This window comes from Caballeronia jiangsuensis (genome assembly GCF_046030135.1).
Lineage (GTDB): Bacteria > Pseudomonadota > Gammaproteobacteria > Burkholderiales > Burkholderiaceae > Caballeronia > Caballeronia jiangsuensis.
The window spans coordinates 102,168-128,897 of the sequence record NZ_JAQQDB010000020.1 but is presented as its reverse complement, the minus strand read 5'-3'; the positions used below and the strand labels follow the sequence as shown (position 1 = coordinate 128,897).

26 protein-coding genes are annotated in these 26,730 nt (G+C 62.7%); 15 read left to right on the top strand and 11 right to left on the bottom strand.

Annotation, left to right across the window (positions count from 1 at the left end):
• Positions 1-8: 8 nt before the first annotated feature.
• The 9 genes from PQR08_RS21815 to PQR08_RS21775 form a co-directional block, all read right to left on the bottom strand.
• Positions 9-404 (bottom strand): hypothetical protein, encoded by a 396-nt coding sequence (locus PQR08_RS21815; protein ID WP_187605616.1) that lies wholly within the window; start codon positions 402-404, stop codon positions 9-11.
• A gap of 76 nt (positions 405-480) precedes the next feature.
• The gene (gene fae / locus PQR08_RS21810) at positions 481-990 is read right to left on the bottom strand and encodes a formaldehyde-activating enzyme (RefSeq protein WP_029672354.1); all 510 of its coding nucleotides are present in this window, start codon (positions 988-990) and stop codon (positions 481-483) included.
• Positions 991-1,162: 172 nt separating this feature from the next.
• Positions 1,163-2,023, bottom strand: a complete 861-nt coding sequence (locus tag PQR08_RS21805) for a triphosphoribosyl-dephospho-CoA synthase (protein WP_250484753.1) — start codon at positions 2,021-2,023, stop codon at positions 1,163-1,165.
• On the bottom strand, positions 2,010-2,948 hold the full coding sequence (locus PQR08_RS21800) for an ATP-grasp domain-containing protein (RefSeq protein ID WP_250484755.1): 939 nt from the start codon (positions 2,946-2,948) through the stop codon (positions 2,010-2,012). The genes PQR08_RS21805 and PQR08_RS21800 overlap by 14 nt, the downstream gene beginning before the upstream one ends.
• On the bottom strand, positions 2,945-3,943 hold the full coding sequence (mch, locus tag PQR08_RS21795) for a methenyltetrahydromethanopterin cyclohydrolase (RefSeq protein WP_250484756.1): 999 nt from the start codon (positions 3,941-3,943) through the stop codon (positions 2,945-2,947). Before mch ends, PQR08_RS21800 begins: the two co-directional genes overlap by 4 nt.
• Positions 3,940-5,115 (bottom strand): ATP-grasp domain-containing protein, encoded by a 1,176-nt coding sequence (locus PQR08_RS21790; protein ID WP_250484759.1) that lies wholly within the window; start codon positions 5,113-5,115, stop codon positions 3,940-3,942. Before PQR08_RS21790 ends, mch begins: the two co-directional genes overlap by 4 nt.
• Positions 5,112-6,041, bottom strand: a complete 930-nt coding sequence (locus PQR08_RS21785; RefSeq protein ID WP_238217336.1) for an NAD(P)-dependent methylenetetrahydromethanopterin dehydrogenase — start codon at positions 6,039-6,041, stop codon at positions 5,112-5,114. The genes PQR08_RS21790 and PQR08_RS21785 overlap by 4 nt, the downstream gene beginning before the upstream one ends.
• Before the next feature lie 59 nt (positions 6,042-6,100).
• A complete protein-coding gene (locus PQR08_RS21780) occupies positions 6,101-7,141 on the bottom strand; it encodes a beta-ribofuranosylaminobenzene 5'-phosphate synthase family protein (protein ID WP_250484761.1) in 1,041 nt (346 codons plus the stop codon).
• 687 nt (positions 7,142-7,828) lie between these two features.
• Entirely contained in the window at positions 7,829-8,209 is a 381-nt protein-coding gene (locus PQR08_RS21775) for a 4a-hydroxytetrahydrobiopterin dehydratase (protein WP_238294053.1), read from the bottom strand.
• Positions 8,210-8,571: 362 nt separating this feature from the next.
• Between PQR08_RS21775 and PQR08_RS21770 the strand changes: the two genes are divergently transcribed.
• The 11 genes from PQR08_RS21770 to PQR08_RS21720 all read left to right on the top strand — a co-directional run bounded on the left by PQR08_RS21770 (position 8,572) and on the right by PQR08_RS21720 (position 19,469).
• Positions 8,572-10,383 (top strand): methanol/ethanol family PQQ-dependent dehydrogenase, encoded by a 1,812-nt coding sequence (locus PQR08_RS21770; protein ID WP_187605300.1) that lies wholly within the window; start codon positions 8,572-8,574, stop codon positions 10,381-10,383.
• 103 nt (positions 10,384-10,486) lie between these two features.
• Entirely contained in the window at positions 10,487-10,906 is a 420-nt protein-coding gene (locus PQR08_RS21765; RefSeq protein ID WP_187605299.1) for a c-type cytochrome, read from the top strand.
• 44 nt (positions 10,907-10,950) lie between these two features.
• Entirely contained in the window at positions 10,951-11,862 is a 912-nt protein-coding gene (locus PQR08_RS21760; protein ID WP_035510999.1) for a substrate-binding domain-containing protein, read from the top strand.
• Positions 11,859-12,626 carry a hypothetical protein gene (locus tag PQR08_RS21755; RefSeq protein ID WP_250484763.1) on the top strand — a complete coding sequence of 256 codons (768 nt, stop codon included), beginning with the start codon at positions 11,859-11,861 and terminating at the stop codon, positions 12,624-12,626. Before PQR08_RS21760 ends, PQR08_RS21755 begins: the two co-directional genes overlap by 4 nt.
• 666 nt (positions 12,627-13,292) lie before the next feature.
• A complete protein-coding gene (locus PQR08_RS21750; protein ID WP_035510980.1) occupies positions 13,293-14,267 on the top strand; it encodes a LysR family transcriptional regulator in 975 nt (324 codons plus the stop codon).
• Complete coding sequence (locus tag PQR08_RS21745; RefSeq protein ID WP_250484765.1) at positions 14,264-15,196, top strand: quinoprotein relay system zinc metallohydrolase 2; 933 nt, start codon at positions 14,264-14,266, stop codon at positions 15,194-15,196. The genes PQR08_RS21750 and PQR08_RS21745 overlap by 4 nt, the downstream gene beginning before the upstream one ends.
• Positions 15,197-15,216: 20 nt before the next feature.
• Positions 15,217-16,083, top strand: a complete 867-nt coding sequence (locus PQR08_RS21740) for a quinoprotein dehydrogenase-associated SoxYZ-like carrier (protein WP_238217291.1) — start codon at positions 15,217-15,219, stop codon at positions 16,081-16,083.
• Positions 16,080-17,012: an MBL fold metallo-hydrolase gene (locus PQR08_RS21735; RefSeq protein WP_250484766.1), complete on the top strand. Its 933-nt coding sequence runs from the start codon at positions 16,080-16,082 to the stop codon at positions 17,010-17,012. Before PQR08_RS21740 ends, PQR08_RS21735 begins: the two co-directional genes overlap by 4 nt.
• Before the next feature lie 53 nt (positions 17,013-17,065).
• Entirely contained in the window at positions 17,066-17,374 is a 309-nt protein-coding gene (locus tag PQR08_RS21730; RefSeq protein WP_238217287.1) for an EthD family reductase, read from the top strand.
• Between the two features lie 188 nt (positions 17,375-17,562).
• Entirely contained in the window at positions 17,563-18,177 is a 615-nt protein-coding gene (locus PQR08_RS21725) for a TetR/AcrR family transcriptional regulator (RefSeq protein WP_250484767.1), read from the top strand.
• A 68-nt stretch (positions 18,178-18,245) separates the two neighbouring features.
• On the top strand, positions 18,246-19,469 hold the full coding sequence (locus tag PQR08_RS21720) for a YbfB/YjiJ family MFS transporter (protein ID WP_250484768.1): 1,224 nt from the start codon (positions 18,246-18,248) through the stop codon (positions 19,467-19,469).
• Here PQR08_RS21720 and PQR08_RS21715 read toward each other — a convergent pair.
• Positions 19,466-20,209 carry a Pr6Pr family membrane protein gene (locus PQR08_RS21715; RefSeq protein ID WP_187605291.1) on the bottom strand — a complete coding sequence of 248 codons (744 nt, stop codon included), beginning with the start codon at positions 20,207-20,209 and terminating at the stop codon, positions 19,466-19,468. The genes PQR08_RS21720 and PQR08_RS21715 overlap by 4 nt on opposite strands.
• A 434-nt stretch (positions 20,210-20,643) precedes the next feature.
• Between PQR08_RS21715 and PQR08_RS21710 the strand changes: the two genes are divergently transcribed.
• Both PQR08_RS21710 and PQR08_RS21705 read left to right on the top strand, forming a co-directional pair.
• Complete coding sequence (locus PQR08_RS21710; protein WP_284509048.1) at positions 20,644-21,606, top strand: glycosyltransferase family 2 protein; 963 nt, start codon at positions 20,644-20,646, stop codon at positions 21,604-21,606.
• A gap of 71 nt (positions 21,607-21,677) precedes the next feature.
• On the top strand, positions 21,678-23,201 hold the full coding sequence (locus tag PQR08_RS21705) for a glycosyltransferase family 39 protein (RefSeq protein WP_250484769.1): 1,524 nt from the start codon (positions 21,678-21,680) through the stop codon (positions 23,199-23,201).
• Positions 23,202-23,216: 15 nt separating this feature from the next.
• On the opposite strand, the gene PQR08_RS21700 is transcribed toward PQR08_RS21705, so the two are convergent.
• On the bottom strand, positions 23,217-24,605 hold the full coding sequence (locus PQR08_RS21700; protein WP_250484770.1) for a dihydrolipoyl dehydrogenase: 1,389 nt from the start codon (positions 24,603-24,605) through the stop codon (positions 23,217-23,219).
• A gap of 227 nt (positions 24,606-24,832) precedes the next feature.
• On the opposite strand from PQR08_RS21700, the gene phnC reads away from it, so the two are divergent.
• Positions 24,833-25,669: a phosphonate ABC transporter ATP-binding protein gene (gene phnC / locus PQR08_RS21695; RefSeq protein ID WP_250484771.1), complete on the top strand. Its 837-nt coding sequence runs from the start codon at positions 24,833-24,835 to the stop codon at positions 25,667-25,669.
• 33 nt (positions 25,670-25,702) lie between these two features.
• The gene (phnD, locus tag PQR08_RS21690) at positions 25,703-26,674 is read left to right on the top strand and encodes a phosphonate ABC transporter substrate-binding protein (protein WP_250484772.1); all 972 of its coding nucleotides are present in this window, start codon (positions 25,703-25,705) and stop codon (positions 26,672-26,674) included.
• The last annotated feature ends 56 nt before the right edge of the window (positions 26,675-26,730 follow it).

Below are 26,730 nucleotides of genomic sequence, written 5' to 3'. Positions count from 1 at the left end.
AAACCAAATCACTTCGCCGCAGCCTTCTGAATCCCACAAGCCTTATAAGCATCCCTCTGCAACTCCCGAAACTTCCTGGTCTGAGCCTTAGCCCGATCGACACGAAACTCCGCCCCACCTTCCCCACCTAAAGCCGCGTATTTAGAAAACGTAGACTGCTCGACGTAATCGTCATAAGTCAACACCTGAGCGATCTTGTCGATCGCACACGAGCACTTGTACACGTTGGCGAAATCGTGGCCATTGTCGTCCATGCATCCGAGGACATATTCCACGCGCCCTTCGGTCGGATAGTCGTGACTCTTGGCGGGCGCGCCACCCCCGGTACCCGTCGCAGCGATCGACAGCGGCGAAATCAGCGAGAGGCAGGTGAGCACCGTCAACGCGCAGCAACGTGGGGTCATGCGATAAGCCTCGTAGTTGTAATGATCCAGTTCGGCCGGCACGCAAACAGCAGATACGCACCGGCCACGCACCGCTTCAGTCCGGCGAGAACGGATGCGACATCGTTCCCTTCTTCGATACTACCTCTTGCGCCGACGGCTCGCCCGCCACCGCGCGCGCCAGCGCTTCCTTCGTCGCCTGATAGTTGAAGTCGTGGATCTTCTGGTCGTCGTCCGCCTCCCAGTGGATGAACACGCCGACGCAGATGAACAGGTCGTCGGCTTCATCGGCGGGAATGACGCCGCCTTCCACACTGTCGGCGACGGCCATCGCCACCGCGCGCTGCGCCGGGCCGAACATCTGCACCGCCTGTTTCGCGCCCTTGATCGTCACCTTGTTGAAGAGAATCGTGTTCGGCTTGGTCAATAGATTCGGCGCGACCACCGCGAGCAGCGACGTGAAGCCATCCTTGTTGTTCGTGAGCGCGTGGCAGAACGCGGTCTCGGCAGCGGAACCTCGCGGTCCGATGATCAAGTCGATGTGCGCGACTTCGTTGCCATCGCCGACGAGCGACTCTCCTACCATGACGCGGTTGATCTTGGCCATGCTGTTCCTCCAGTGATGTGTGGTTCCAGGGACTAGCGACTTGCTCTCGACTCGCGACGGTAAGAATCAAAGCCGCGCAAGGCTCAGGGTTCGACCGGCGTTCCGATCCGACCGCTCAACCGCGAAACTCCTAACATGTTCCGTGCCAATTTTTTGTCCGCGCGGGCAGACTTCATGCATTCATCGTCGATATCACCAGCCCGACGAAGAGCGTCGCCACCGCAAGGTCCGCGCTCGTGCCCGGATTGATGCCGCGCGCCTTCAGTTCGGCATCCCAGTCGTCGAGCGCCGGCGACTCGACAGGGCTGCCCGCCAAGCGCCAGTTCGCGCGATGCCGCGCCGCGTCGCGGGTGACACTTTGCGCCACCGCCGCGCCCTGCTTGCGCACTATGTGCGAATCGGGCCAGCCAGAGAGAAACGCGAGGAACGCGTCGAGCATCGCGCGATGTTCCGTCGACGCCGTGACCGGGCCCGCCGCGCCGAATACATCGGCGAAACCGTTCTCATATTGACGCGCGATGCTGTCGCGATCCGCCGCGAGCGTCATCGCCGCGCGCAAGGTCACGGTCGGCGGCGCGTGGACAGGCTGCTCGGGCGCGTCGCCCAGGCCGCCCGGATTCGCGAGTGCAATCGCACGATAGGCGAGGCGCGCATCGTCGATGTCCAGCTCCGCGAGCACGCGCTCCGTCGCCCGATGCCAGCGCGCCGCATCGACCGGTTCGTTCGGATCGAAACGCTCGAGCGCGGCGCACAAGGGCGCGGCGAGCAGCACGATGCCGAGATTCGTATTGCAGCCGGCCGCATCGAAGGTACGGCGCACGGCGTCGAGAATGCGCGCGCCCACACGTGCATGCGGCGCAAAAAGGCCCGCCGCCGCCGCGCCCGCGCTCGCGATGAATTGCGCCGACGTCATGCCGTGCCCCGCGCTCGCGACGCTCACGTTGCCGGGCTTTCTCGTCTCGACGTCGAGGCGGCACGCGCGCAGGAACGCGGTGCGCGCGCGGATGGCGAGCGGTGCGTCAGAAGCGCTCATTGCCGCTGGCGAGCGCGAGCGCGCCTTTCGATGCAGGCAGCTTGCGATCGAGCAGATCGTCCACGATGAGCGCCGCGATATCGACCGGCGTCACCGTTTGCAGGCCGCGCCACGCCGCCACGCCGTTCACTTCGAGCACGACCGGCCGCCCGCCCTCCGAGGCAATCAGATCGACGCCCGCGTAATCGAGCCCGAGCGCCGACGTCGCGCGCACGGCGATATCCGCGAGGGCGGGTGACAGTTCCGCTGCCTCGCAGCGCGCGCCGCGCGCGAAGTTGTGAATCCAGTCCTCGCCGCCGACGCGCTTCATCGCCGCCACCGCGTGCCCGCCGATCACGAGCACGCGCCAGTCGAAGCCGGGCGCGCCTGCATCGACATAACGCTGGAGATAGGCGACCTGACTGAAGGATCTGAGCGACGGCAATTTCAAGCCGGGCTTCTTCAGCCCCTTGCCCTGCGAACCGAAGAGCGGCTTCATCACGACCTGACGGCCCGCGGCCGCTTCGCGCATCAGCACGCGCTGCGCATGCGCCGGGGATTCGCCGGCCCACGTCGCGGGCGTCGGCACGCCGTAGCGATTGAGCAGGAAGCTCGTCATCGACTTGTCGACGCTGCGCTCGATCGCGCGCGCATCGTTATAGACGGGCACGCCGCATTCGCGCAGCGCGTGCAGGATGCCGAGCCTCAACGTCACCTGTTCGAAGGTGCCGCCCGCGATGCCTCGTACCAATACCGCATCGGGCAGCGTGTGACCGAAGCCGGGAATCGCGAGCCCGTGCGGCTTCCATGTCGTATCGATGCGGCAATCCGCGAGATCGACGCAGCGCGCCTCCACATCGCGCGCGCGGAAGGCTCTTTTAAGGCGTCCGGTGTGCCAGCCGGTTTCGTCGGTCATGATGGCCACACGCAACGCCGGCACGCTCATGACGCGCTCCATTGCTTCTCCAGCAGCGCTTTATCGACCTTGCCGCCGTGATACGTCGCGCCGCTTTCCAGGCTCGACACCCACACTTCGGCGGGCGCGAACAGCGCCGGGTCGATCTGATAGAAGTCGTAGTTGAACGACGTGAAGATGTCGGCGAAAGGACGGCCATAGTCGCGCGCGTTCGACGACGGCAATTCGGCCGCAAGGCGCTTCGCGACGGCATCGCCCTTCACGGTCAGATGCACGCGGCCGCCGTAGAGAATCGCGTCGTTGGTGCGGCCCATAGCCTGAATTCCGTCGGGGGCGGGCGGCGGAAGCGGCGCGCTGCCGCTACCCTCGACGATTTCCGCGAGATCGACGCCCAGCACGTGCGTCTTGTGCAGCGCAACTTCCACGACGCGCGCGACGACCTGCACCGTGCCCGCCACAGACTGTGTCGGCGTCACGGCGATCACGAGACGCTCCGGCGCGAGGCCGCAATCGTTGAGCACCTTGTCGATGACGACCTGCGGCGGCAGACGATCCACCTCCATCACGAGCGCGCCGCGATCGTGCCGGTCGCGATAACCGAGTTCGTCGAACAGCGGCTCCTTGCACGCGAGCGCGCGCGCCGGGCCCGAACCGAGCGAGAAGAATTTCTTGCCGTCCGTCTGTTCCTTGGTCGCCGACAGGCTCCAGCCGGCGTACTGGCTCGCGAGGCAAGCGAGGACCGGATTGCTCGTATGCACTTCGATGAAAACCGGCCAGAGCGGCGCGCTATCGAGCGCGACGCGCCGCGCCACGCGCCCGAGGCCGCCCATGCAGATGCGCGCGATCAGGATGCCGGCGTCGGCGCTGCCTTTGGCGTTCACGCCCGCATCGACGATCACGGTGCCGCCGTCCGTGCGCGTCAAATCGACGTGAAGGCGCGCGGCATCGTCGATGAGACGCGCGACGAGCCGCTCGCTCGATGCGTTGACGCTCATCGCGGCGTCGGCCTGGAAAGTTGAAGTCATGGTCTGGATAAAGTGTCGATGCGTTGCAGGAGGCGCGCGTGCTCGCGGTCCAGCGCGTCGCGCAAGTCGGAGAACGCGGGCGCGGACACGGTCATCGTGCAGACCGGCTGGCCCGCTTCGATGCGCGCGCCGACGAGCGGCACGTCGTGGCACGCGGGATCGTCGAAACATGCGTCGCTGAACGCGCGCGATGCGGTAAAGCCTTCGTGCGCGAACACGACGCGCTGCCCCGCGTGAAGCGGCGGCGTGTGCGCGGCCGTGTCGGGGGCGTGCGGCAGCTCGCCGTGCAGACACGCGTCCAGATGCGCGCCGATCAGTCCGCGCGGCCACGCGTCGGGCCAGGCGGCTTCGTAAAGCGCCATCGTCGAGGATGGGCGCGTGTTGATTTCGAGCACGCTGAACGTGTCGCCGTCGAGCAGGAAGTCGATGCTGTTGAGACCGGTCAGGTCCGTTTGCCAGACGATCCTGTCGATGGCCCCGACGATGCGCGCCGCGATCTGCCGCGGCAAGCGCACCGGCCCGAGCGAGCCCGCGTGCACGAAGGGCAGGCGTCCCGCCGCGACCGTCAGTTGCTCCGCGAAGCCGATCACCGTGGCTTCGCGATGCGCGGCGACGAAGAGCGCGGACATCGAACGGCCTCGGGCGAGCCGCTGAAAATACGCGTCGGCGGGTAAGTGCCCGACTTCATCGGCCCATTCGATATGCGTGCCGCCGCAACCGTCGGAGCGCTTGACGAGCCATCCGTGGCGATCGTCGGGAGGCGCGTAGCGCACTTCCGGATGCGCGATGTGCGCCTCGTCGAGCAAGGCGAAAAAGCGCCGCGGATCGCGCACCGCGGCCGCCTGCGCCCCGTTGCCGATGAAGCGCGGCACGTGCGGCGCGCGCGCGAGTTCGCCCGCGAGCGATTCGAGGCCGCTCGTCACGATGAGGCCGAGCATGCGCGGCAGGCGCGCCGCGCGTTCGAGCGCATCGTAGAGACGCGCGCGATCGATCGACAGACCATTGCCGCCGATATCGAACCACATGCCCGCGTGCTCGCGCGTGTCGCGGTCGCCGAAAATATCGAGCGCGACGACGTTCAGCCCCGCGCGCGCCGCCGATTGCGCGACGAGCCGCGCAGACAGTCCCGCGACGGCGACACGCGGCGCGCGGGCGGCATCGGCGGGTGTCATGAGCTTTGTCCGGCGACGATCGCGCGGGCTTCGTCGAATGCTTCCGGAAAGCCGAGATAAACGGGCTTGCCGCCGGTGCGCATGCGCAAGAAGAGCCGATGCTCGGCCTGATATTTCACATTGCCGATCGCGAGCGCGCCGATGCCGACGGCGTCCTGACGCGCCGCGCCCGCGAGCGGCTTGCCGTCGTCCATCACGTTGACGCCGGCGATGCCCTCGGGCGGCACGGCGTTGACATCGGCGGCGATCAGGAGGTTCTTGGCGTGCGCGAGATCGGCGGACTTCATCACCTGCACGCCTGCCACGGCGGTGGCGAACACCACTTCCGCCCGCGCGAGCTCGCGATGCAGTTGCTCGGGCGAGCCGGTCGCGACGCCCGAGGTCGCGATATCGAAGCGGCGATTGATCTCGTCGCTCACCTGCGTCGCGCGCGACTGGCTCGAATGGCTCGCCACGGCGACGTCCGCGCCGAGCGATGCGGCCATCGCCGCCGCCACGCGCCCGACTGCGCCCGTGCCGCCGAGTATCAGCACGCGCTTGCCGCCGAGATCGACCGAATGCGCGGCGCGCAGATGCTTTTCCGCGAGCGCGACGAGCGCGGCGGCCGTGGTGTACGCGCCGCTCGGATCGGTAAAGACGGAGACTTCGAAGGGTGGGACCATTGCGTTGCGGGCTTTTTCGAGCATGTCGGCGGCGAGCATCACGTCCCGTCCGCCGATGAAGATGCCGGTGCGCGACACGCCCTTCGGCCCGCGCGAGAAGATCGCGTCCTGCGTGAGCTGCACGACGCTGTCCTCATCGACATTGCAGTAGGGCACGAGGATCTGATAGCCCGCGTCGGCGGCCATGTTCACGTCGAACGGGCTCATTTGCGGCGTGCTGGTGAACATGTGCAGGACGTAGGGTCTTTCGGTGGCTTCGGGCATGGCGATGGACTCGTTGGGCGTGTGGGTGTCGATTGAATCTGTCGATGCGCGCCGCGTGCTCAGGCAGCGTTCGCGCCGTGATGACGATGATCGGCCGCGCGCCACGTCGCGCCGCGATTGCGTCCCGCGGCGATGGTGAACGTGAGCGGCACGCCCGGCGAGACGCGTTGTGCGGCCGCGAGCGCGCGTTCGGCGTCCTGTGCGCTCGCGACGAACGCGAAGCCGACCGGACCCCACGACGTCTGGCCGATGCCCGCCTTCGTCTCGGCGGCGACGGCTTCGAGCGCGCGCGCGACGGCGGGGCTGGCGAACACGCCGCCCTGCACGGGCGCGAAGTATTCGCCGATGGTCTGCTGCAGGTCGGAGATGGCGTCAGCGTAGGTGTCGAAGTCGCTTTCCGCGACGGCGGGCAGGATGCGCATCAGCACGAGATGGGCGAGATGCGCGGCGAGCGGCGCGGGGAAGGGCGCGAGCGATGCGAGGCCGCGCTTTTCTTCGTCGCCGTGGAGGCCTTCGCGCGAGGTGTCGTCGATGAGCAGCACGCGCCATGCTTCCGGGAAGGGCTGGCGTGCGATGAGCGGCGGCAGTGCGGTCGAGGACACGTTGCGCGTGTCGCGTCCGCCGTCGACGATCAGGCCGCCGTGATCGAAGCCATGAATGCCGATGCCGGAACGCGCGCCGCGCGCTAGGATTCTGGCGATGTCGGCGGTGCTGGCTGCGTGGCCGCGCACGCGGGCGAATGCGGTGCCGAGCGCCAGCGCCAGTTGCGTGCCGGAGCCGAGGCCCGTGTGGGCGCGCGGTGTTTCGTGTATTTCGATGTCGATTGCCGGGCCCTGGCCTAACGCCGCTTCGAGTTGCCCGAGATGCTGTTCGATGCGTTCGCGCTGGGCATCGCTGACCGCGCCTTCGATGATCGCGGTGCGTCGCGATGCGGGCGCATGACGCGCGGTGATCCGCGTGCCGTGTGCGTCGATGGCGAGTCCCACGCTGCCGAATGCGCGGCCCAGGGAGCCGTTCGGATCGATGAAGCCGAGATGCAGGCGCGATGGCGATTCGACTGTGATCGCCGTGGGCGAGAGGCTTCCGGGGGAGGTCGGCATCGGATGGGGTTCCTTTGGGACGGAATTTTTTGAGGCCTATGGGATAGGCAAATCCTGTACCAAGTTGGTTTTTTGTCGGCGGATCCCGTATTCGTGTCGGTTTATTAGCACTGCCCCTGTGCGGGGCGGCAGTCACTTTCTTTGCTGCTGCAAAGAAAGTAACCAAAGAAACAGCTCTCCCCAGCCTAAGCACTTCACACCGGCCGCGGCACAGGCGATTGGCCTAATGGCCCGGCAGTAGCGAGTGCCCCCAAAGGTCTCACGGGGCTTGGACCGCGCACGGTCTGAGACATCGCACCACACAAGAAACTGGTTCAGCACCAAATAGCTCCAGCCCGCTTTGCGGCCGATGGGTCAATCGGGTTTGCGCGCGCTCCTTCTTCGAAGGTGTCCCTCGCATACCCGACGGCAGCGCGTAGCGCTGTGCCGAAGCTCTTTCGTGCTGAACCAGTCAGTGAAGCAGTGCGCCGCGTCAGACCGTGCGCGAGCCAAGCCCGATTGGGCCTTTGGGGGCGACACTTAGGCGAGTGCCACTGCGGGCTGGCAAGCATGGCCAACGTGCGTGTGACCGCGGGCGATGAGAAGCTGCTTTCTTTGGTTACTTTCTTTGCAGCAGCAAAGAAAGTAACCCCCGCCCCGGGGAGGGGCAGTGCTAATAGACCGACACGAATACGGGATCCAGCGAAATCAACCCCCGTCATACTTGATATACCGAAACCGCTGATCATCGGAAGGCGTGCCCTCAAGAGGCCCATCTTCCTTCCCAGGTTGCCACTGAATAACTTCTTCGATCTTCGAAGCCAGAGCAAAGTCCTTATCGGTAATCCCCTTAGCGGAATGGGTCTTGAGTTTGACGATGACGAACGCATAAGAAACGGTCAGATCCGGATGATGCCAGGCCGCTTCGGCAAGATGCCCGACGGTATTGACGACCATGAGCGTCCCTTTCCAGCTTTCCGTTTTGAACTTGCGTCTGAGCCAGCCATCCTCGACATACCAATGCTTGAGCGCACCGGTCAGACGCTGCTGGATCTCCTCATCGGAATAGACCTTCTCGGCTTGAGCCATGGCGAAGCCTCCAAAAAAAAGAAATCGACCAGCCAAGTATGCGCCAAAGAAAACATGCTGCAACGCGTCATGTCACACGGTCCATTCCTGTGTTCCATGCCGCTCATTTTTTCGCGTATTTGACACAGTATGTGTCGCCACCCGACAGGAACCCGCCCACTTGCGACACGATCGCCCGTCAAATTCCCGATTTGAAGCAGCGCGAGTTAAACCGGCATGGAATATGCAATTGGCCTCTCTACGCAAGAGTCCGGCTATGTACTGGACGAGGCGCAACTCGTTACCCGCATTTGAAGGCGCGCACGATGCACCCGGTAGCGTGGTCATCCCTGGGTCGGAGGCATCACCATTCTGGAGGAGACATGAACTTACGCACCCTGGTTCTTGGACTGGCGGTGGTCGCGACGGCTGGCCTGAATTCATATGTGGCCCAGGCCGACTCGCAACTCGATAGCCTGATCAAGAATCCCTCGAACTGGGCGGCGCAAGCGGGCGATTACTCTAATCACCGCTATAGCACGCTCAAGCAAATCAACGAAAACAACGTCGGCAAGCTACAGGTTGCCTGGACCATGTCGACTGGTGTGCTGCGCGGCCATGAAGGCTCGCCGCTCGTCATCGGCGACACGATGTATATCCATTCGCCGTTTCCCAACAAGGTTATCGCCATCAACCTGAAGGATCAGACCTTCATCTGGCAATACCAGCCGAAGCAGGACAATCAGGTCATCTCGGTGATGTGCTGCGATACGGTCAACCGTGGCCTTGCTTATGGCGACGGCAAGATCTTCCTCCAGCAAGCCGATACGAAGCTCGTCGCGCTCGACGCCAAAACCGGCGACGTCGTCTGGACCGCGCAGAACGGCGATCCGAAGAAAGGCGAAACCAACACCAACGCGCCGCACGTTTTCGGCGACAAGGTGCTGACCGGCATCTCGGGCGGTGAGTTCGGCGTTCGCGGACGCCTCGTCGCATACAACATCAAGGACGGCAAGGAAGTCTGGAAGGCGTATAGCGTCGGCCCCGACAACGAGATGATGATCGATCCGCAATCGACCATGACGTGGACCGACGGCAAGATGACGCCGGTCGGCGCGGACTCGTCGCTCAAGAGCTGGCAGGGCGATCAGTGGAAGTACGGCGGCGGCACCACGTGGGGCTGGTACGCATGGGATCCGAAACTCAACCTTGTGTACTACGGCTCGGGCAATCCGGGCACGTGGAACCCGACGCAACGTCCGGGCGACAACAAATGGTCGATGACGATCTTCGCGCGCGATCTCAACACGGGCAAGGCGAAGTGGGTCTATCAGATGACGCCTCACGACGAGTGGGACTATGACGGCGTCAACGAGATGATCCTCTCCGATCTGAACATCGGCGGCAAGAAGGTGCCCGCGATCGTTCACTTCGACCGCAACGGCTTCGGCTACACGCTGAATCGCGAATCGGGCGAACTGCTCGTCGCGCAGAAGTACGACCCGGCGGTGAACTGGGCCGACAGCGTCGATCTGAAGAGCGGCCTGCCGATCCGCAATGCGAGCTATTCGACGCAGAAGGCCGGTCCGGATCACAACGTGAAGGGCATCTGTCCGGCGGCGCTCGGCTCGAAGGACCAGCAGCCTGCCGCGTTCGACCCGGGTACGTCGCTCTTCCTCGTGCCGACCAACCACGTCTGCATGGATTACGAGCCGTTCCAGGTTGACTATGTGTCCGGTCAGCCGTTCGTCGGCGCCACGCTGTCCATGTTCCCGGGCCCGAACGAGAAAGGCGCGATGGGTAACTTCATCGCGTGGGATGCGGCCAAGGGCAAGATCGTGTGGTCCAAGCCGGAGAAGTTCTCGGTATGGTCCGGCGCGCTCGCAACGGCCGGCGGCATCGTGTTCTACGGCACGCTCGAAGGCTATATCAAGGCAGTGCGCATCAAGGACGGCAAGGAGCTGTGGAAGTTCAAGACGCCGTCCGGGATCATCGGCAACGTGTTCACTTATCAGTATCAGGGCAAGCAGTATGTCGGCGTGTATTCGGGTATCGGCGGCTGGGCCGGCATCGGCATGGCTGCGGGTCTCGAGAAGTCGACGGAAGGCCTGGGCGCGGTCGGCGGCTACAAGGAGCTCGCGAAGTACACGGCTCTTGGCGGCACGTTGTTCATCTTCGCGGTTCCTGGCGGCTGATCTTCCCGGTTGATGTACGTCAGTCTGTGGCAATGCGCGGCGGCTGCAATGGCCGCCGCGCCGAAATACCCCTTATACAAGACATGTTCAAGGAGTCAGACGTATGAAAGGCCGATCACTCTTGCTGCTGACGATGACGCTTGCTGCGTCGTCGGCTTCGTTTGCCCAGACGCCTCCGGGCCCGGGACAGATGAAGCCGGTCGCGTATAAGGTCGTCGATGGCAACAAGGTCGACAGCGAAACGCTGCAAGGATGGAAGACCTGGCGCGCGCTGGCGTGCGAACGTTGTCACGGGGCGAAGCAGGAAGGAATGGTCGGCCCGTCGCTGATCGATGCTTTCAAGACGCTCGACAAGAACGAATTCCATCGCACGGTATTCGGCGGGCGCGTGGACAAGGGCATGCCCGATTTCAGTTCCAGTCAGATGATGCAGAAGAACTGGGAGAATCTCTTCGCGTATCTGAAGGGACGCTCCGATGGCAAGATCAACCCGGGCGATCTGCAGGCAATCGATGCAAAATAAGGACGTTGCATCACCGATGATTGCTTTATTTCCCGGAGGTGTCGATGTCTGATCGCAATGCAAGCCGCGCCGCTTCGTTCCGATTCGCAGCCGTGCTATGCGCGGCGCTCGCGACGTTCCCGGCGCAACAGGCGTTCGCGCAAGGCGCGGGCGGACCGCCCCCAGACTTGCCGAACAACGATGGCGCGGACGGCGTGCTGCGCGTGTGCGCCGATCCCAACAACATGCCGCTCTCGAACAAGAAGGGCGAGGGCTTCGAGAACAAGATCGCGAGCCAGATGGCGAGCGATTTCGGCTACAAGCTCGAGTACACGTACTGGCCGCAGCGCATGGGTTTCGTGCGCAACACGTTGCGCGAGAAAGTGCCGCAGACGGAGCGCTTCAAATGCGATCTGATCATCGGCGTGCCGAAGGGTTATGAGCTCACCGCGACCACGCGTCCCTATCTGCATTCCACTTACGCGATGGTGTTCCCGAACAAGCCCGAATACGCGAGCATCAAGACGCCTTCGGACCTCATGAATCTGCCGCCCGAGCAGTTGAAGAAGATGAAGCTCGGCATCTTCGTGAAGAGTCCCGCGACGGACTGGCTGCTCAGTCATGACCTGATCGGTCAGGCGGTGTCGTATCAGGGGCAAAGCGGCGATCCCGAAGCCTTTCCGGGCGAGATGATCGAACATGATCTGGCGCAGGGCAATGTAGATGCGGCTTTCGTGTGGGGGCCGATCGCGGGTTATTTCGCGAATCGCTCCGATAACAAAGTGCGTCTCGTCCCGTTCCCGCCGGGCACGCCGATCCGTTTCGACTACGAGATTTCGATGGGCGTGCGATACGGCGAGAAGGCGTGGCGTGACAAGGTCGATAACTGGATTGCATCGAATCAGCCGAAGATCGATCAGATTCTGTCGAGCTATCAGGTTCCCTTGCTGCCGTTGCAGCCGGAAAACCCGCAATGAAGCGAACATACGGGGGTTCGCTTCGTGCATGGGCCGTGGCGTGCGCTGCACTGACGATGACGGTCGGTGCAGTGGCGGCGGACGCGCCGGCTTCTGGTGCGTCCGCGCCGGGCGTCGACATCAAGCCGGCCGAGCAACTGCTCTTCATGCAGCCTCATTTGAATGGCGTCGAGCCGCAGACCGAGCTTGATTATGCGGTGGATTATTCGGGGCCGCCGTCGAAGGTGAAGGATACGCTGCGCGTGCTTGTCGTGAGTCCGGGTAACAGCAAGAACGATGCGCACGTGACGGATCGCACCGGCGACGTCAATGTGCCGGGCGGGCTGCCGTGCAATCCGGCGATCATCTATTTTCTCGAGCACGACGTCGCGGAGATGGAGCAACTGACGGGCGGTCAGCGGCGCTACTTCCAGCAGCGCGTGCGGATGGCGCTGGCGGCGGGTCCGGCGATCACGCCGGTGTCGAGCGAATCGCTCGGGCTCGGCAAGCATGAGAAGGCACGGCAGGTTGTTATACAGCCGTATTTGAACGATCCGAATGCGGAGCGGTTCGCCAAGTACACGGGGAAGCGGTATACGTTCGTCATGGCCGATGACGTGCCCGGGCAGTTGCTTCTGATTCGCACCGAAGTGCCCGGGGAAGGGAATGACTTTGCGCATCCTTTGCAGAAGGAGACGATCGCGTATCAGGGGACGCTCAAGAATATGAGTCAGCCAGGGAGCGCACCGGTGAAGCCCTCGAATGTGCCTCGGGCTAGTCGGTGATTTTTGTTTTTTTTGTTGTTGCCGGATCCCGTTTTCGCGGTGGTCTATTAGCACTGCCCCTGTGCGGGGCGGCAGTCACTTTCTTTGCTGCTGCAAAGAAAGTAACCAAAGAAAGCAGCTCGTTTAAGCCCGCGGTCACACGCAGTTTGGCCATGCTTGCCAGCCCACGGTGACACTCGCCTAAGTGTCGCCCTCGAAGGACTTACCGGGCTTGGCTCGCGCACGGTCTGACAAGCTAGTTGTTTTAGGGCGCTGGTTCAGCACCAAAGAGTTTCGGCACAGCGCTACGCGCTGCCGTCGGGTATGCGAGGGAAACCGTCGAGAAGAAGCGTACGCAGACCCGATTGATTGACCCATCGGCCGCGAAGCGGGCCGGAGCTATTTGGTGCTGAACCAGCGCGCTAAAACATTTGGTGCGGCAGACCGTGCGCGGTCCAAGCCCGGTGAGTTTTGTGGGGGCACTCGCTACAGCCGGGCCATTAGGCCAATCGCCTGTGCCGCGGCCGGTGTGAAGTGCTTAGGCTGGGGATAGCTGTTTCTTTGGTTACTTTCTTTGCAGCAGCAAAGAAAGTGACCCCCGCCCCGGGGAGGGGCAACGCCAATATACCGACACGACCACAGGCCACCCATAGAAGCCCAAGCAAACCCACCTCCCCAAAACCCCTTGTGAACTTCATCCGTTCCCTAACCCTGCGCCAGCTGCAAATCTTCGTGATAGCCAGCCGCTGTCCGAGCTTCGCGCGCGCGGCCGAGGAACTGCACCTGACGCAACCCGCTGTATCGATGCAAATCCGTCAACTGGAAGAAGCCATCGGACTGCCCTTGTTCGAACGCGTCGCCCGTCGTCTCGCACTGACGGAGGCCGGCGAAAAGCTATCGCATCACGCAACCCGCATACTGGGCGAAATAAAAGACGCCGAAGACGCGATGATGTCGCTCACGCAAGCCGACAGCGGCTCGATCGCGGTGAGCATCGTCAGCTCGGCGACCTACTTCGCGCCCAAGCTTCTCGCGCTCTACAGACAGCAGTATCCAAAGGTCGACGTGCATTTCTCCGTCGGTAACCGCGAGACGCTTCTGCGTTTGCTGCAGGACAACGCAACCGACCTCGCCATCATGGGCCGGCCGCCGCCCGAACTCGGCACGACGGCCGAGCCGCTTGCCTATCATCCGCATGTGATCGTCGCGCCGCTGTCGCATCCATTGCGTCACGCAAAGGCATTTGATCTCCAGGAACTCGCGAACGATACATTCCTCCTGCGCGAACCGGGCTCGGGCACACGCGCGGTCGTGGAGCATGTTTTCAAGCAGAACCTTTTCGTGCCCGCGCGCAGCGTCACGCTCGGCAGTAACGAGACCATCAAGCAGGCAGTAATGGCGGGAATGGGCGTGAGCCTCATCTCGCTGCACACGTTGTCGCTGGAATTGCGCACCGGTGAAATCGCCGTGCTCGACGTCAACGGCACGCCCGTCGAACGGACCTGGCAACTCGTGCATTCACGCTCCAAACAACTGTCGCCCACATGTCTCGCGTTTCGCCGTTTTCTCCTCGAACACGCCGAACCGTTTCTGGAGCGCGAATACGCGCAGTTCGGTCTTCGCCGACCCAGACGCCTCGCCGAAGCGGGCGGCGTCCGATGAGCGTCGCGCAAGTCTCACGGCATGTCGTGTTCGTCATACTAATTGCATGCGCGACGATTGCGCGCGGTGAGACCGCGCTATCGGTCAGGCAAATCGCGCCGGGCAATTACGCGCATCGCGGTCACGACGACGTCGCGACTCCCGAAAACGGCGGCGATATCGCGAACGTGGGCTTTATCGTCGGCACGCGCTGCGTCGCGGTAATCGATACGGGCGGCACGCTCGCCGAAGGCCGCGCGTTGCGCGCCGCAATACGCGCCGTCACACCGCTGCCGGTTTGTTATGTCATCAACACGCACATGCATCCGGATCACATCTTCGGCAATGCGGCATTCAAGGGCGATCACCCGCAATTCGTCGGCAGCGCAACGCTCGCGCAAGCCGAAGCCTCACGCGCGGACAACTACATGCGCGCGCTGAACCGCGAACTGGGCAGCGCGGCGGCAGGCAGCGAGATCGTCCCGCCGACAAAGACAATCGACGGCATCGGCACGCTCGACATCGGCGGACGCACGCTCACGCTGCGCACATGGAAAACGGCGCATACCAACAACGATTTGACGGTATACGATGAGAAGAGCGGCACGTTGTGGACGGGCGATCTTTTGTTCGTGCGCTGCATTCCCGTCGTCGATGGGAGCGTGACCGGCTGGCTCGACGATATCGCGCGCATTCGCCAGATGAATCCGCGTCATGTCGTGCCGGGGCACGGTCCGCTCGATCCGCCATGGCGGCAATCGCTCGACGCCGAGGAACGCTATCTCGCCGACCTGGCGCGCGATGTGCGTGCGGCCATCAGGAAGGGCGAGACGATCCAGCAGGCCGTCGATAGCATCGGCGTCGACGAGAAGGATGACTGGCGCCTCGTCGACATGTATCACCGTCGCAATGTGACGGCCGCTTATGCGGAGCTCGAGTGGGAGCAGTAGTGCAGCATTGGAGGGACATCATGAACACAGCATGGTCCGGCGCTCGCGCGATGTCGATAGCGAGCCTCGCCGCAGCGCTCTTCGCGCCATATGCCGCGCAAGCGGCGCAGCCCGACGACGATCCCGACAAGGTGGCGCGCTGGCTCGACTTCAAGGAAGGCACGTTCAAAGGCCGGGCGATCGATCCGCACGGCGATGCCGTCATCAAGCTCGATGCGCCCGCGCGCGCGGCGGACGCGTCCGTCGTGCCAATCGCGGTGAACGCGCAATTCCCGCAGACGCCCACGCATTACATCCGCAAGCTCTATCTTTTCATCGACGAGAACCCCGAGCCTTATGCGGGTTCGTTCGAGTTCACGCCGGAATCCGGACTCGCGACGATCGAGACGCGCGTGCGCGTGGAAGACTACACGTTCATGCGCGTGATCGCGGAGACGAACGACGGCAAGCTCTATAGCGCGATTCGCTTCGTGAAGGCATCGGGCGGCTGTTCCGCGCCCGCCGACAAGGACGAGGACGCCGCCGAGCGCGCTGCCGGACAGGTCAAGATTCAGGCTGACGGGCAGGCCGTTGCGGGCAAGCCCGAGCTTGCGCAAGTGATGGTGCGCCATCCGAATCGCACCGGCATGGCGATGAATCAGGTCACGCGCAACTACGCGTCGGCATACTTCATTCGCAAGGTCTCGGTCACGTATGCGGATAAACCGGTGATGATCGCGAACGTCAATTTCTCAATCAGCGAGAACCCGAATTTCCGTTTCTATTTCGTGCCATCCGGGACCGGCGAATTAAAGGCGCATATCGAGGATACGAAGAACAAGCAGTGGGAAGGCGCCGTGGCAGTAAGCGCGCAACCGGGCGGCGCGCAAACATCGGCGATGAAATGACGGCGTGCCGATTGCGGGCGCTCGTCTGCATGCTGCTCCTTGCATTGAGCACGCTCGCGCACGCGGCGATGAGCGGCATGCCCGCGCCCGTCGCGATCGCGCCGGGCGTGTACGCGTTCCTCGGCGACAACGATGCGGTCGCGCCCGCGAATCACGGCATCGTGTCGAACAATGGCTTCATCGTCGGGCAGGATGGCGTCACGGTGATCGACACGGGGTCATCGTATCGCTATGGCCGCGCGATGATCGAAGCGATCCGCAAGGTCACGCCGTTACCGGTGAAGCTCGTCATCATCACGCATCAGGCGCCCGAATTCGTGTTCGGCGCGGCCGCGTTCCGTGACGACGACGTGCCGATCCTCGCACACGCGCGCGCCGCGCAACTGATTCGCGAGCGCTGCTCGATCTGCCTCGCGAATCTGCGCAAGACGCTCGGCGAAGATGAAATGGCCGGCTCGCGCGTGACGGTGCCCGATAAAACCGTGAACGGCACGACGGAAATCGAGAGCGGCGGGCGCAAGCTGCAACTGCTGCACTTCGGGCCCGCGAGCACGCCCGGCGATCTCGCCGTGCTCGATACGCAAACCGGCGTGCTCTTTGCGGGCGGGCTCGTCTCGAACGGACGCATCCCCGAATTGCGCAACGAGCAGATTCCCGGCTGGCTCGCCGCGCTGGAGAACCTGCATGCGCTCGACCTGACGACGGTCGTTCCGGGCTTCGGCGCGCCATTGCGCGGCGACGACATCATGCGCACGGGCGATTATCTTCGCGAGCTGGATGTGTCCGTAAAGCGTGCCTACAAGAGCGGCATCGGCCTCACCGAGGCGATGCATACCGTGCAGGTTCCCGCGTTCAAAGACTACAAGCTCTATGCGATCGCGCAGCCGCAGAACGTGCAGCGCATCTATCTTCAGCTCGAAAAGCAGTGACGCGTTGACGCAAGCCTTCTTCTAACGCCGTACAACCACCAGGAGACATCACGATGGCCCAGCTCGTAGCGCTATACAAGCACCCGTCCGACCCGAAAGCATTCGACGAATACTATGCTTCGACCCATGCGCCGCTCGCGAAGACGCTGCCGGGCTTGCGGCGCTACGAGATCAGCACGGGGCCGGTCGTGGCGGCGTCGGGCGATTCGCCCTATCACCTCGTCGCGCTATTGCAGTTCGATTCGCTCGAAGCCATTCAGACCGCGCTTGGCTCGCCCGAAGGCCAAAAGACCGCCGGCGATCTCGCGAACTTTGCGCAGGCCGGCGTCGAGCTATTGATGTTCGATTCGAAAGAAGCCTGACACTGCTTACGCCTTCGGGGACGCGCGCGCGTCTCCGAAGCGCCTCGTCTTTCCTCAGTCTATTTCCCCGAATTCCAAGACCCGCATCGTTGAATGGGGATGCTGCACGGTTTTGTATCCATCGATACAATACGTTTTGTATCGACCGATATAGAACGTCGGTCCCTTCAATTCGATGGAGCAGGGCTATGGCGCGACCGCGCAATTTCGACGAGGACAGCGTGCTCGATGCCGTTGCCGAAGCGTTCTGGACGCACGGCTACGAAGGCACGTCCACGCGCGACCTCGTGCAGTACACCGGCCTTACGCAGCCGAGTCTCTATAACGCTTTCGGCGACAAGCGCGCGCTCTTTCTGCGTGCGCTCGATCACTATCTCGAACACACCTTGCGCGAGCGCATTCAGCGGCTCGAATCGTCGATGACGCCTGACCGCGCGATCACCGCGTTCTTTCGCGAGATCGTCGAGCGTTCCGTGTCGGACGAACATCGGCGGGGCTGCATGCTGGTCAACGCGGCGCTCGGTGCATCGCCGGAGGACGAGGAGTTTCGCGAACTCATCACCGAGGAGATCGCGCTGATGCGAGCGTTTTTCGAGCGCTGCATGAAGGCCGGCCTGAAGAGCGGCGTGATCGAGCGCGTGATGTCCGCCGACGCTGCCGCCACCAGCCTCCTCGCCGTGCTGCTCGGCGTGCGTGTGCTGGCGCGCGTCGATCCGAAGCCTGCGTTGCTGAGCAATGCCGTCGGGCCGACGCTCGCGATGCTCAAGCTGCCGCCGCTCGGTCTCTCCACCGGCAAGCGCTAAAACCTCGCATCTTTCACGTCACTTAGTCCGGCCGCGTGCAAACGCGACGCGCCGCAGGAGTCGTCACCATGTCGGATCAAACGATATCGGCCATTCGCGCCGATCAGCACACTTCACTCGATGCCCGCGCGCTATTCGCGATGCTCGCGGGCTTTTGCGCGAGTCTCGTCGCGATCGGCCTTGCACGCTTCGCTTATACGCCGCTGATTCCGCCGCTCATCGAGGCGCACTGGTTCACGTCGTCGCAGGCGGTAACGCTCGGCGCCGCGAATTTCGCGGGATATCTGGCGGGCGCGCTTATCGGCCGCGCGATTGCCAAAGCGCTTAGCAATCGTCACGCGCTGCGCCTTTTGATGGCGATCGCAACGGCCGCGTTCTTCGCATGCGCGTTTCCGTTGTCGATCGCATGGTTCTTCGCGTGGCGCTTTCTGTCGGGCCTGTCGGGCGGCGCGATCATGGTGCTCGTCGCGACCACGATCCTGCCGCATATTCCGGTCGCGCGTCGCGGCTTCGCGAGCGGCATGATCTTCATCGGGCTGGGCTTCGGCATCGCGGCATCGGGCACGCTGATTCCGAAGCTCCTGCATCACGGGCTGCACGACACGTGGATGGGTCTGGGCATTTTCTCGCTCGTGCTCACCGCGATTGCCTGGTTCGGCTGGCCCGCATCCAATCCTCCCGCTGTGGCTGCGCAAGCCGCGACGACACAAACGGATGCGCACGGCGGCACGCGTCTGCGGCTCCTGTACGCGCAATACGCTGCGAACGCGCTCGGCCTCGTGCCCGTGATGATTTTGCTCGTCGATTACATCGCGCGTGGTTATGGCCGTGGCGCCGATGTGGGCGCGAGCTATTGGGTGCTGTATGGCGTGGCCGCGATTTTCGGGCCGCTCATCTGCGGCAATGCGGGCGATCGTTTCAGCTTCGGCATGGCTTATCGTTTCGCGTTGGCGTTGCAGGCGTGCGCGGTGGCGTTGCTGGCTTTATCCGCGAACCCGTATGTGATCGGCGCCGCAACAGTCGCGCTCGGCATTTCGACGACGGGCATCGTGCCGCTCGCGCTCGGCCGCGTGCATGAACTCCTGCCGCACGATCATGCGGAGCAGCGCGCGGCGTGGAGCCGGGCGACATCGGCATTCGCGCTGTGCCAGGCGCTCGCGGGCTATGGCTATTCGTTCCTGTTCTCGCATACGCATAACAATTACGCGCTGATCTTCGCGTGCGGAGCGTTTGCGCTGGCGGTCGCGTTCGTTGCGGATCTCGTCGTGAATCGCAGGCGCGCCGAAGCCTAATCGATGCGGCCGGAGGACGAATCGCCGGATTCCTCCTCCGGATCCGCTACGCTCAGGTCTTCGCGCCGATGGTTGATCACGAGAAATACGCTCATCAAAACGAGAAACGCGACGACGAGCATCGCGGCATTGATGAGCACGCGCTCATAGCCGAGTTCGGCGACGTTGATGAACGGATAGGGATAGAAGTCGGAGAGACTTCCGCGCCAAAGCGTGATGCAAAGATAAGAGAGCGGATAGACGAGCCAGAGCGCACATCGTCGCAATGACAGATGAAAGCGCGGCACGAACAAGAACCAGTACAAGGCTGCGAGCGCCGGCACGAGCGTGTGCAGCGATTCGTTGACGAGCGCGCGATAACCCGATGGTGTCCAGAGATATCGCAGCAACGCGTTATAGGCGATGCCGACGAACACGATATATACGACGACCGCCGTCACGACAGTCGGTTTTCGAAACAATCGCGCGATGGGGAATTGCGCACGTGTCGCGACGCACGTGAAGCAAAGCGCGGTCAGCAGCACCGTGAGGTTCGTCAGATAGCTGCTCATGCGGGCGATGCCGTCGAACACGGTGAAGCCGCGATGGACCACGCGCGCGATGGTGATGTCCACTTGCGCGGCGAACGCGAGCCACGCGATCATCGCGATGGCTGCCGCGACCGCGAGCGATGCGGTGCTCGGTGTGTGAAGCGGCAAGTCGGGCTCTTGCCGGGGAGGTTGGGCGGGTGCTTTCGACATGACGCCCATTTTACGTGTCGGGCGATCATGAGCGGCAATGCAAAAGCTCGCGTCGGCGGCGTTCAATTCAGTAAATTCCTATATTTGGGGATGTTACTCGCGCGGTAATTTTCGGGCTGTCCAGGGGGGCGCTTGGATAGTGGGAAGAAGACGTTGAACTGGATTCCCTTCGGACTAAGCGTTATAAGCTCAGACACCGGTCACAACAAGCCCAGCCCGCGCGCTGGGTTCGTTATCAAGGAACGGCTGGCAGTGGTGTGATGATCTCTTGCCGTGCTGGACGAGCACGCACACGCAACAATCGACGGGAAGCCTGCTTGTTCAATCCGCCGCGCCGGCGAACCTGATCCAACGACGCAGTGTTCAAGCTCTAGCAACTGGATTTGCCGAAGCTCACTACTTTTGGCGTGCTCTCAGCGCGCTCTATGAAATATATGAACCAAGATTGCGCAGTGGTGCGTCGGCGTATTTCGCTCGTGGTGCCTTTTCATAACGAAGCCGCGGTAATTAGCCAGTTTTTCGTTTCTGTCACTTCTGTATTGCGCGGTCTGAAAGACGTGGATTACGAAATTGTTTGCGTCAATGATGGCAGTACCGACACCACCCTCGATATGTTGCTGATGGCTTGCAAGCACGATCGGCATGTACTCGTCGTGGATTTGTCGCGGAACTTTGGTAAGGAGGCAGCGTTGACCGCGGGCATCGATGCCGCGACCGGCGATGCGGTGATTCCCTTCGACGCGGATCTTCAAGACCCGCCCGAAGTCATCCCTAGACTTATCGAGCGATGGCGAGAAGGCTACGACGTGGTGCTTGCGAAGCGCGCCGAACGCAACACGGACACTTGGACCAAGCGCGGCACTGCAATGCTGTTCTATCGCGTTCACAACGCTATTTCCGAGACGCTGATTCCAAACGATGCAGGCGATTTCCGGTTGATGTCGAGGAACGTTGTAGAAGCCCTTAAACAGTTGCCGGAAAATCGGCGATTCATGAAGGGCCTTTTTGCCTGGGTGGGCTTTCGCACGACGCAGATCGAATACGTCCGCCTTTCCCGTGCAGCGGGAAAAACGAAATTCTCGGCCTGGAAACTGTGGAATTTTGCGCTCGAAGGACTCACGAGCTTTGGCACATTGCCGCTGCGTGTCTGGACATATATCGGCGGCGCTACCGCTTCTTTTGCAATTCTCTACGCGCTTTATCTAACTCTGCGCACGCTGCTTCGCGGCGTTGATGTTCCCGGTTATGCATCGATTATCACGGCGGTGTTGTTTCTCGGTGGTGCGCAACTCGTGGGAATTGGCGTGATCGGCGAATATGTCGGCCGCATTTACATGGAAGCGAAACGACGCCCTGTCTATATCGTGCGCAAGGTCTACGGGTCGGACGGCGCGTGACATTTCGCGCTCGCAATAGCCGAGCACCGCGTCTGAAGATTCAGCGCATATCCCAAAACCATATATCTCCGATGTCAGACACTACACTCGGCCGGCCCAATGCCGCCACCTCGGCAACATCCATTATTGATGATGGCCGCACTCGACACCTCATCTGGCTGCTGCCTGTCCACGCGATCGTCTGGATCATCTGCGCGTGGCTTTCTCGCGGCAATCTCGACACTCAGGGCGACATGGTCGAGAACTACGTGTGGGGTATCGAATGGCAGGCCGGCTACGCCAAGCACCCGCCGCTATTCGCGTGGATCACGGCGGCATGGTTTCGCGTCTTTCCACACACGGACATTGCCTATTTCGCGCTTTCAGCGATCAATGCGATGATTGGCCTCCTCGGCATCGTCGCGCTTTCGCGGCGCTTCGTACCGCGCAGGCTTGCCGTAATAGCGGGGCTCGCGATGGCCGTCTCGCCGCTCTACTCGAACCTCGCGATCAAGTTCAACGCAAACTCGGTGCTGCTCTCGGTGTGGCCGTGGACCGCTTACTTTTTCGTGCGCTTCATGCAGACGCGCAGTTGGCTGGCGGCGATTGCAGTCGGAGTGCTGGCGGCCGCCGCAGTGCTCGGCAAGTACTTTTCGATCGTGCTGCTGATCGCGCTGTTCGTTGCGATGCTTGCGCGGCCGGCCTGGCGCGCACGCTTTTTTGACTGGCGCGTGCTACTGGTCGCGGCGGCAGGTGCGGTCGTGCTGGCACCGCACATTCACTGGCTCGTAATCAATCACTTCCCGACCTTCAATTACGCTAACGAACGTACAGGTGGCTCATTTCTGGCCGCAGCGGCGCGTTTCTGTGTCTATACGCTTGCGCAGATTGGCTATCTCGCGCTGAGCTTTGTCGTGACGCTCGTGCTGGTGCGTGAGCGACGAGGTGAGGCTGCCCGGATGATGGCCGCGAGCGTCGCGAAGCCTACGCTCAACCCGGACCTCTGGTGGCTCGCCCTCGGCCCCCTCATTGTCGTAGGCATGATCGCCGTTCTGTCCAGAACACAAATGGCTTCGGTATGGGGCATGGCGCAATGGTTCGCCATCGTGCCCTTGTGGCTGGCCGTTCTGGACCGCGCCGGCTTCTCGTTCAGGCCTGAGCGGGCGTTTCGTACACTCGTCTGCTACTGGCTGATCGTGTTCGTAGCCGCGTCTGCAATCGGCTACATTGGTGCGCTCCGCAACACCGACGATGCCGCCGAACCACGTGCGGAACTCGCCGAAGCGGCGCACTTCATGTGGAAGCAGCGCTTCCAGCACGCGATTCCCGTGGTGGCGGGTTCGGGCCATGAAGCGCAATCGATCGCCTTCTACAGTGACGGCGACACCCGCTACTGGGACATGTCAAAGCCTGAAACGACGCCTTGGTTGAACATGGCGGACCTCAAGCGGCGCGGCGCGCTATTCGTCTGCAGTGAACTCGATGCGCCATGTATAGCGCAATCCAAAAAGATAACCGGCGCGATGCCGGTCAGTGTCGCCGTCAGCAAGCACGCGTGGAGACGCTCGCTGCCGGCGCGACATTACCTTCTGTTTGTCCTGACACCGCTTTACTGACCGCAACCCCGCCAATCATCCCAGCTTGACCGCCGCATCCCGCAACGCCGTGCGCAACCCTTCCTCGACTACCGGATGATAGAAAGGCATCCGCAGCATTTCATCGACCGTGAGCTTCATCTGCAAAGCCCACGCGAGCAAATGCGCGATATGCTCCGCATCCGGCCCGATCCATTCCGCGCCGACAAAACGGCGGCTCGCGCGATCGAGATACACATGCATTAGCCCGCGATTTCTGAGCATCACGCGGCTGCGCCCCTGATCTTCGAAACTCACTTCGCCCGTCACGAACGCGCCTTGCGTCAGGTCGGCGTGACGCGCTCCGACCATCGCGATGCCGGGGTCCGTGAACGCAATCGCAATCGGCGCGCGACGCTCGACCGGCGCGACATGCGGATAGCGCGCTGCGTTCGTACCCGCCGCGCGACCTTCGTCGGCAGCTTCGTGAAGCAAGGGCAGCACGCCGTTCGCATCGCCGGCGATGAATACCGGATGCGCGCCCGCCTGCAAGGTCAGCGGGTCATAGACAGGCGCGCCATCGTCATCGAGTGTGAGCGACGTGTTTTGCAAGGCAAGGCCGCCGATATTGGGCTTGCGTCCCGCGGCCACGAGCACGTAATCGAAGGTGTCTTCGATCAGTTCTCCCGCGCTGGACACATAACGCAAGCGCACTTCATCGCCTTCGCGCGCGGCCGCTTCGACCTGCGCACGCGGTTCGAAATGAAACGCCTCGCTGAACACGCGTTCGGCATATCCGCGCACATCCGGATCGCTCAAAGGCCCGACGCGCCCACGCGCACCCAGCAGCGATACGCGCACGCCCAGCCGTGCCAACGCCTGACCGAGTTCCAGCCCGATAACGCCCGCGCCGATCACCGCGACGCGCTTCGGCAGGTCATCCCATGCGAACACGTCGTCGTTGATGACGGCCCGATCGCCGAGCGCGCGATACATCGCCGGCATGACCGGGCTCGATCCCGTCGCGATCACGACGCTCTTCGCGTGCACCTTCGTGTGCTCGCCCACCAGCAACAGGTTGTCGTCGATGAAACGCGCGTAGCCGGTGAGCTTGTCCGCTTCGGGCATCGCATCCACACCCGCGACGACGAAGCTCACGAAACGATCGCGTTCACGCTTCACACGCGCCATCACCTCGCGCCCGTCGATGCGCACGGCGCCGTCGATATGCACACCGAATGCATCGGCGTGGTTCGCGTGGTGCGCGGCATCGGCGGCCGCGATGAGCAGCTTCGAAGGCATACAGCCGACGCGCGCACACGTCGTTCCGTGCGCGCCGCCTTCGATGAGAATTGCCGAAGCGCCCGCCGCCTTCGCCGCGCGATACGCGGAAAGCCCCGCGCTGCCTGCACCGATGATGGCGACATCCGTATGGATCGTGTTCATGATGTAGTCCCGAATGGTTGTTGCATTTGCGACCATCATGACGCGCTGCACGCGAAACGCGAATACTCGTTCGGATCGATTTCCTGCTCAATCGTCTCAAACGATTCGCGCCGAAGTCATGTATTCATCTAGACGTCTCATGCGCGTCACCGTGTCGTCATCTTCGCTTCCTAGAATCTCCCGAACGTTTCAGCGCGCCCTTTGAGCGCGCCAATCGAGGGAAGCTTATGGACGCAATTCGCATCGAGCGTCTCACCAAGACGTTCAGGAATGGCCGCAAGTCGCTCGACTCCGTCGATCTGCGCGTGGAGGAGGGCGAAATGGTCGCGCTCATCGGCGCTTCGGGATCCGGCAAGTCGACGCTGCTGCGGCATATCGCAGGCTTTACGGCATCCGACCCCGCGCCGTCGCACGTCACGCTGCTCGGCCGGCCGATCCAGCAGAACGGCAGGATCGTGCGCGAAGTGCGGTCGATTCGCCGCGACGTCGCCTTCGTGTTTCAGCAATTCAATCTCGTCGGACGCCTTTCGGTGCTGACCAATGTGCTGATCGGCGCGTTGTCGCGCGTGTCGTTGTGGCGGCGTCTCGCGGGCCGCTTTCCGCACGGCGAGCGTTCGCTTGCGATGGAATCGCTCAGCGCGATGGGCATCGGCGAGCACGCGTTCGAGCGCGCGAGCAATCTGTCCGGCGGCCAGCAGCAACGCGCGGCACTGGCCCGTGCGCTCGTGCAGCGCGCGCGCATCGTGCTCGCCGATGAACCGATCGCATCGCTCGATCCCGAATCGGCGCGCCGCGTCATGGAACTGATGCAGACGCTCAACCGCGAACACAACCTGACGGTCGTCGTATCGCTGCATCAGATCGATGTCGCGATGAAATATTGCCCGCGCACGATCGCCCTGCGCGATGGACGCGTCGTGTTCGACGGCGCGAGCGAGCGTCTCACGCCTGTCGTGCTGCGCGAGCTGTACGGCGCGTCGGCGGACGAACTGCTCGCGCAGCACAGCGCGCCGAGCTCCGACATGCGAGCTTCGCGAGCATTCGCATCGGCCGCGAGCATCTGAGTTTCGAACCCAACATCAACCCTGGATCGCATCATGAAAACAGCCCGTTTCTTCCTGGCCGGCGCCGCGTTCGCGTCCTGCTTTCTGACGCAGATCGTTCATGCCGAAACGATCAATTTCGGCATCATCTCGTCGGATTCGTCCGCCGCGCTCAAAGGGCGCTGGCAGCCCCTCATCGACGATCTGAACAAGCAGACCGGCCTCGACGTGAAGGCGTATTTCGCGACCGACTACGCGGGCATCATCGAGGCGATGCGCTTCAACAAGGTGCAGGTGGGCCACTTCGGCAATGCGTCGGCGATCGAAGCCGTCGATCGTTCGAATGGCGAAGTCTTCGCGAAAGTGAAGTACAAGAACGGCGAGGCGGGTTATTACTCGCTGCTCATCACGAACGTGAACAGCAAGTGGAAGTCGCTCGATCAGGTGCTGAAGAACTCGAAGGACATCAATCTCGGCTTCGGCGATCCGAACTCGACATCGGGGACGCTCGTGCCTTCGTACTATCTGTTCGCGAAGAACGGCATCAATCCGAAGAGCGCGTTCAAGAGCGTGCTGCCGTCGAGCCATGCGGCGAACATGCTGGCGGTCGCGAACGACAAGATCGATGTCGCGACCAATAGCACCGACATGCTCGACACCATCAGGACGCAACATCCGGCGCTGTATCCGAAGATCCGCGTGCTGTGGCAGTCGCCGCTGATTCCGTCGGACCCGCTCGTGTGGCGCCGCGATCTGCCGCAAGAAACGAAGGACAAGCTGAGCAACTTCTTCTACCACTACGCTGAAAAGGACCCGCGCGAGCAGGCGGTGATGGCGGCGATCTCGGGTTATTCGGGCTTCGCGGAATCGTCGGACGCGCAGCTCGTGCCTATTCGTCGGATGGCGCTCTTCCAGAAGAAGGAGCAGGTGCAGAACGATGCGCTTCTCGACGCCGCCGACAAGCAGGCGAAGATCGCGGCGCTCGATCAGAAGATCGCCGCGCTCGACAGCACGGCGGCGAAGTAAATGAAGCCGCTCGACGTAGCCACGTTCGAGGCCGGCATCGTCCGCCCGGTCCATGC

Bases quoted from the DNA above. Each gene is read 5' to 3' on its own strand.
- PQR08_RS21715 (WP_187605291.1), bottom strand. From the start codon at position 20,209: ATGTCGAAAGCACCCGCCCAACCTCCCCGGCAAGAGCCCGACTTGCCG.
- PQR08_RS21785 (WP_238217336.1), bottom strand. From the start codon at position 6,041: ATGCCCGAAGCCACCGAAAGACCCTACGTCCTGCACATGTTCACCAGC.
- PQR08_RS21705 (WP_250484769.1), top strand. From the start codon at position 21,678: ATGTCAGACACTACACTCGGCCGGCCCAATGCCGCCACCTCGGCAACA.
- PQR08_RS21815 (WP_187605616.1), bottom strand. From the start codon at position 404: ATGACCCCACGTTGCTGCGCGTTGACGGTGCTCACCTGCCTCTCGCTG.
- PQR08_RS21735 (WP_250484766.1), top strand. From the start codon at position 16,080: ATGACGGCGTGCCGATTGCGGGCGCTCGTCTGCATGCTGCTCCTTGCA.
- PQR08_RS21775 (WP_238294053.1), bottom strand. From the start codon at position 8,209: ATGGCTCAAGCCGAGAAGGTCTATTCCGATGAGGAGATCCAGCAGCGT.
- PQR08_RS21770 (WP_187605300.1), top strand. From the start codon at position 8,572: ATGAACTTACGCACCCTGGTTCTTGGACTGGCGGTGGTCGCGACGGCT.
- PQR08_RS21800 (WP_250484755.1), bottom strand. From the start codon at position 2,948: ATGAGCGTGCCGGCGTTGCGTGTGGCCATCATGACCGACGAAACCGGC.
- phnC (WP_250484771.1), top strand. From the start codon at position 24,833: ATGGACGCAATTCGCATCGAGCGTCTCACCAAGACGTTCAGGAATGGC.
- PQR08_RS21780 (WP_250484761.1), bottom strand. From the start codon at position 7,141: ATGCCGACCTCCCCCGGAAGCCTCTCGCCCACGGCGATCACAGTCGAA.
- PQR08_RS21720 (WP_250484768.1), top strand. From the start codon at position 18,246: ATGTCGGATCAAACGATATCGGCCATTCGCGCCGATCAGCACACTTCA.
- fae (WP_029672354.1), bottom strand. From the start codon at position 990: ATGGCCAAGATCAACCGCGTCATGGTAGGAGAGTCGCTCGTCGGCGAT.
- PQR08_RS21760 (WP_035510999.1), top strand. From the start codon at position 10,951: ATGTCTGATCGCAATGCAAGCCGCGCCGCTTCGTTCCGATTCGCAGCC.
- PQR08_RS21730 (WP_238217287.1), top strand. From the start codon at position 17,066: ATGGCCCAGCTCGTAGCGCTATACAAGCACCCGTCCGACCCGAAAGCA.
- PQR08_RS21740 (WP_238217291.1), top strand. From the start codon at position 15,217: ATGAACACAGCATGGTCCGGCGCTCGCGCGATGTCGATAGCGAGCCTC.
- PQR08_RS21745 (WP_250484765.1), top strand. From the start codon at position 14,264: ATGAGCGTCGCGCAAGTCTCACGGCATGTCGTGTTCGTCATACTAATT.
- PQR08_RS21765 (WP_187605299.1), top strand. From the start codon at position 10,487: ATGAAAGGCCGATCACTCTTGCTGCTGACGATGACGCTTGCTGCGTCG.
- PQR08_RS21790 (WP_250484759.1), bottom strand. From the start codon at position 5,115: ATGACACCCGCCGATGCCGCCCGCGCGCCGCGTGTCGCCGTCGCGGGA.
- PQR08_RS21725 (WP_250484767.1), top strand. From the start codon at position 17,563: ATGGCGCGACCGCGCAATTTCGACGAGGACAGCGTGCTCGATGCCGTT.
- mch (WP_250484756.1), bottom strand. From the start codon at position 3,943: ATGACTTCAACTTTCCAGGCCGACGCCGCGATGAGCGTCAACGCATCG.
- PQR08_RS21805 (WP_250484753.1), bottom strand. From the start codon at position 2,023: ATGAGCGCTTCTGACGCACCGCTCGCCATCCGCGCGCGCACCGCGTTC.
- phnD (WP_250484772.1), top strand. From the start codon at position 25,703: ATGAAAACAGCCCGTTTCTTCCTGGCCGGCGCCGCGTTCGCGTCCTGC.
- PQR08_RS21710 (WP_284509048.1), top strand. From the start codon at position 20,644: ATGAACCAAGATTGCGCAGTGGTGCGTCGGCGTATTTCGCTCGTGGTG.
- PQR08_RS21755 (WP_250484763.1), top strand. From the start codon at position 11,859: ATGAAGCGAACATACGGGGGTTCGCTTCGTGCATGGGCCGTGGCGTGC.
- PQR08_RS21700 (WP_250484770.1), bottom strand. From the start codon at position 24,605: ATGAACACGATCCATACGGATGTCGCCATCATCGGTGCAGGCAGCGCG.